General features: G+C 32.5%; 3 protein-coding genes. 2 read left to right on the forward strand and 1 reads right to left on the reverse strand.

From position 1 onward, the window contains the following. The coding region (locus QZU75_RS12430; RefSeq protein ID WP_296884136.1) for a transposase at positions 1-538 on the forward strand (538 nt) is incomplete at its 5' end. Positions 539-1,265: 727 nt separating this feature from the next. Next, positions 1,266-1,925 carry a hypothetical protein gene (locus QZU75_RS12435; RefSeq protein WP_296884138.1) on the forward strand — a complete coding sequence of 220 codons (660 nt, stop codon included), beginning with the start codon at positions 1,266-1,268 and terminating at the stop codon, positions 1,923-1,925. 712 nt (positions 1,926-2,637) lie between these two features. Here the strand turns inward: QZU75_RS12435 and QZU75_RS12440 are convergent. Further along, positions 2,638-5,609, reverse strand: a 2,972-nt coding sequence (locus QZU75_RS12440; protein ID WP_296884139.1) for an Ig-like domain-containing protein, incomplete at its 5' end; no start/stop codon positions are given.

The following is a 5,609-nucleotide window of genomic DNA, read 5'->3' on the forward strand; positions in this document are numbered from 1 at the left end:
AAAACAGCAAAATAGAGAGAATTCAGGTAATCTACCTGACAATCCATTTGCTATAGATTATTTTGTTTTTGATGAATATAAAAATGTTTTCATTTGTCCAAATAATGAAGAATTAACCCTTGATGGAGCATATCGTGCTCCACAAGAAAAAGGAGGGGGAAATAAAATCAAATTAGTCTATTCAAACTATCAAGCCTGCAAAAATTGCAAATACAAAGGAACCTGCTACACAACCAACCACAGAACAATAACAAGATACGTTCACGAAGTTACATACAAAGTAGAACGATTAATGTCCACTAAAGACGGAATAAAAGACTATAAACTACGCTCAAAGACAGTAGAAGCACACAACGGAACTTTCAAAAGAATTTATCACTACGATTACATTCCCATAATTGGCTTAAAAAGAGTACAGAATCTAATGTTCACAATTGTAGCATCCTACAACCTAATAAGACTATTTAATCTCATTAAAGAGAATAAAATGGATTTATATTCAATTATAAGTGCAATACAGTTCATATCACAAACTTAAAAAAACCAGGTTATCAAAATCAAAAAAAGGAGAAATTAAAAATGTTCAAAATTAAATAATTTCTGCCAACACTCATCTATATAGATTTGTGTTTAAAATAGCATATATTAGTTTTGATAATATCCTAAATAGGCGAACACATATTACAAAAGGGTGTTCGCCAAAATTGATTTTTTGATTTTTTGTCAAAAAATTTTTGACTTAATTTTTCTTATTTTTAATGAATTCAATTTATATTTTTTCTAATTTTATTTTATCAATTAATTATTTGGTTATTTAATAATTAATTTAATTAATGAATGTCATATTTAATTTAGAGTATTTTTATAATAGTTAAGTTTATATACTTGATTGTACATAGTTAATATTAGGTATTAGTTATTTTGGTGTTGTTATTTATTGTTAAAAGAAATTTTTTAAAGGAACAGAGTAAATTGAGCATCAGGACTTTAGATTATGATGTTCCTGGAAATCATATTTCTCGTTTTGTGGTGGATTTTATTGAAGAAGTTTTTCCAATTTTGAATATTAAAGAACCCAAGAAAAAGAAAGGAAGAGACTCTTTACCTATTGTTTCTATGTTAAAATTGCTAGTGCTATGGTTATTGCAGACATGGCAAAGTACCATGAGATATATAAATTCGTTTCTGATGAAGTAAAAACCTCATAACGCTCAATACAAAGGTACAGAAGAGAATATGGATGTTATTTTGAAGTATTGTTGAAAATGACATTAAAAAAGGCGTCAGATTTAAAATTAACTGATTTTAATCATGTTGCAGTTGATGGAACTGTCAAAAAAGCATACAATTCCAATAACAATGTCGTCACTAAAAAAGAAACTCAAATATTGCTTGATTATTTCAGTGGACTCTCAGTTGACCTTAAAAAGCTTGAAAAACTACATAGGCCTGCTAAAAATATACTTGAAAATAAAGACATCAGTGTTGAAGATAAAATAGAACTATTATATGGCATTGAAACACAATTTACATTCACAGGACAAGATACAATACCAGTAAACGACATTGAAGCAAGATTTATGAAAGGTAAGAAAGGAAACTACTTAATTGCATATAATATTCAATCTGCAGTCGATTACGATACCAAATTAATTTGTGCAATAAACGTCACACAAAACCCTACTGACCATTATGAACTGCCAACAATAGCAGAAAGAGCAATACAAAACATACAAACCACTCCAAAATATATAAGTGCAAATATAATATACTTAAATCAAATAAGCTTATCATACCTAGCAGATAAAAAAATAGAAGGATTAATACCAAATAGAAAACAATCCAAAGAAAAAATCAAAAAAATTAAATCCAAATCCCTACCACAAAGACCATTTCGAATACGATTACAAACTAGATGCATTTAAATGTCCATAAAATAACTATTTACACTTTTTTAGAAAGTACATAGAACCACACAAAGATCCAGAAAAACCAGACAAAATAAAAAGAATATACAACAATTACGATGCATGTAAGAACTGCAAAGCACGAAATAAATGTTGTTCAAGCCCACAAACACACAGAACCATCACAGAATACGGCTCAGAAATGCAAAAAGCAATGAATGAAAAAAATGGAAAAGCAAGAATTTAAAGACGAATACACCAAAAGAACAAGTGTTGAATGACCATTTGGAATATTAAAAGAACAATTCAACATAGAAAAAGAAGTAGTCATCGGAATGATAAGAACAGAAGAAAAACTCAACTAGATGCATTAGCATACAATCTAATCCAATTATACAACATGACTCAAGAAATAAAAAATTCAAAAGAAGATTTAGAAAATTTTTGCGAACGAGAATCAGTAATACGCCAATTAAAACTTGATATAACAATATTTTAAATTATCTAAACATCTGTCAAAAATCAATTTTGGCGGACACCCTAAAATTAAAAAAAATGGATTATACGTATACTGGATTAATCATAAGGATTGATTGGCCAAAGAAGCATTGAAATGCTGAAAGAAAGACATAATTAGATTCAACATGAATGCAATGATGGCATTTAAAAATAGGTCAGGCCTAAAAAAAAAGAAGAGTTTGTAGATGCAAAGTTGCACCTACATTAAAATTTAAATTATTCCAAGTTTACGGGCAGTCTTTTCATCCACTTTACCTGTTACCTTAAGGTATTTATCATTTTGGAACTCTTTGACGGCCATTTGAGTATAATCCCAGAATATACCGTCAACCAACAGATAATGGCCATTGTATTCAAGATAATATCCATGGTTTTTCAAAGCACGTTGGATTTTTTTGACGATTGCAGAGTTCTTGCTTCCTTTGGAAACTGTTTTCCACACAGACTTGACCTTAATTGTAACCTTCTTGGTCGCTTTGTTGTAGTACTTGTTTCCTTTATAGGTTACTGTGGCCTTATATGTCCCCTTATTGTTGAGCTTGGTTATCTTGAAGGTAGCCTTACCTTTGGAGTTAGTAGTTGCTTTATATGTTTTGCCTCCAACTTTCAAATAGACTGTACCCTTCTTGATTGCTTTACCATCATTGTCCTTTAAGGTTATTGTGTACTTTTTGGTTTTTGTAGTTGTCTTGAAGGTTTTTGCCTTGGCAGTTATTTTAGGAGTTGCCTTTTTAACTACAACATTAGCAGCAGCATCAGATCCAAGATAGTTATCGTTGCCAGCGAATGATATTTTTGCAGTGTATGTTTTTGGAATCAAATTGCTGACTTTTACTTTGACCTGACCGTTTTCATCAGTAGTGTAGTTTTTAACACCGTTTAAATCAACAGTTACTGGAATATTAGCCAATGGATTTCCTTTACTGTCAGTTAATGTGATTACAATGTATTTGTCGACTTTATATGTTGCAGTCACATCATCTGCAGTTAACTTTGTGGAATCCTTAGCTATATTAACTGTAGTGTTTTTTGAAGCGGATTTGTATTTGTCATCACCTAAGAATCTTACAGTAATATTAGCAGTACCTTCACCAACAGCAGTAAGTTCCCCAATGCCATTAACAGTGACAACACTCACATCACTAGAAATATAATCCAGTTCACCAGCTTCACTAGGAGTTAAAGTAACATTAATTTTAACTTCGTCACCGACTTTTAAATCAAGAGTTGTATTTGTTAATGTAATTTCAGTAGGGATTTTACTTACAGTTACAGTAACAGTGGTTGAATTTTTAGCATAGATTTCATCGTCGCCCACCTCAACAGTGATGATTGCAGTACCTTCACCCACAGCAGCGACAATACCCTTTTTATCTACAGTAGCAACAGAGCTATTGCTGGATGTGTATGTAATATCGAGCATTATTGTGTCAGGATGTTTGGTGGCATTAATTGCAGATGTTTCACCAACTTTTAAATCCAAAGTATTGTTATCTACAGTGACGCTGGCATTATCCAAGCTGACATTTATAATGATAGTCTTGTTTTCAGCAGCTGCATACTTATCATCACCTGCAAAGGAAACAGTGATAATTGCTTGACCTTTACCTTGAGCAATAACATTGCCTTCAAAATCAAAATCAACAACATCATAATCACTGGATGTGAAAGTGACATTGCCTGCACCAGCAGGAGTCAAATTAGCAACAATAACAATCTCATCACCAACAAACAAGTCTAATGGAGTAGTATCAACTGTGATTTCAGTAGGGATTTTACTTACTGTCACAGTAACGTTGGTTGTGTTGACAGCATAAGTCACGTCATTTCCAACAGTTAATGTAATAGTGGTTGTGCCTTCGCCTACAGCAGTGACAATACCGTAATCTGTAACGGTAGCAACAGACTCATTACTGGAAACATACTCAACATTCAGGAAACTAGGAACTGCTGTTGCATTGAGATCATACCTTTCATCAACTTTAAGCTCCAAAGTATCATTTTCAACAATGACACTGGCATCATTTAATGAAACATTTACACGGATTGTTCTATTTAAGGCAGCTGCATATTTATCATTACCTGCAAATGAAACGGTAACATTAGCACTACCTTTACTACGAGCTAAAATCGCACCATCAGCCACAAAGACAATATCTTCATCACTGGAGATGAAAGTCAAATTGCCTGCATCAACAGGAGTCAGATTGGCCAAACCGTCAACCATATCATTAACTTTCAAATCAAGAGTTTCATTTGTTAATGTAATTTCAGTAGGTATTTTACTTACAGTTACAGCAACTGTGGTTGAATTTTCAGCGTAAACTCCATTGCCGCCAACTTTAACAAGAATATTTCCAGTACCCTCTTTTAAAGCTGTGACATTGCCATTTTCATCAACAATGTAAACACCAGAATCATCCTGAACGAAAGTAACATTCAAACCATCAGGATTTGTACTAGCAACAACAGTGAAATTATCATCTACAAATAAATTCAAAGTAGAGTTATTTACGCTGATGATTGCATCTTTTAAAGTGACAGTAACACTGATGGTTTTATTTTTAGTGGCTGTATAATTTTCATTGCCTGCAAATGAAACTGTGATTGTGGCAGTACCTTTAGCAAGAGCTTTAATTTTACCATCTTTAACTATAACAACTGTTTCATTGTTTGATTTGTAGGTTAAGTTGCCTGCATCTGCAGGAGTCAAGGTAGCCCCTGAAAGAACTTCATCAAGCACTTTTATGTCCATAGTTGCAGAGTCAACTGTAATTTCAGCAGTTGCCTTATATACGATGATTTTTACTTCTTTAGATACAGAGTTATGATCACCATCCGGCACTGTTGTTACATTTAAAGTGTAGTTGCCAGCAGCCAAACCTGAAATTGGAATAGTATAATTATTTATAACAGTGACATCTGTTCCATTGATACTGGCAGTAATTTCAGTAGCGCCAGTAGTTATTACAGTAACATTCTTGCTTTCACCATAATTCAAAGTAATATCATCCAACATTATTGTTGAATCAGGTTTATTTATTGTAATTGTTCCATTGTTGACAGTTACATTATCCAATCCATTATATGATGCATTTACTTCATAGACTCCGTAATCATCAAATTTATGTACTGCCCACCAAGTTCCATTACCACCATAATTGGCACTAATTTCCTCACTGT

The organism is uncultured Methanobrevibacter sp., from assembly GCF_902764455.1.
In the GTDB taxonomy this organism is placed as follows: Archaea; Methanobacteriota; Methanobacteria; order Methanobacteriales; family Methanobacteriaceae; genus Methanocatella.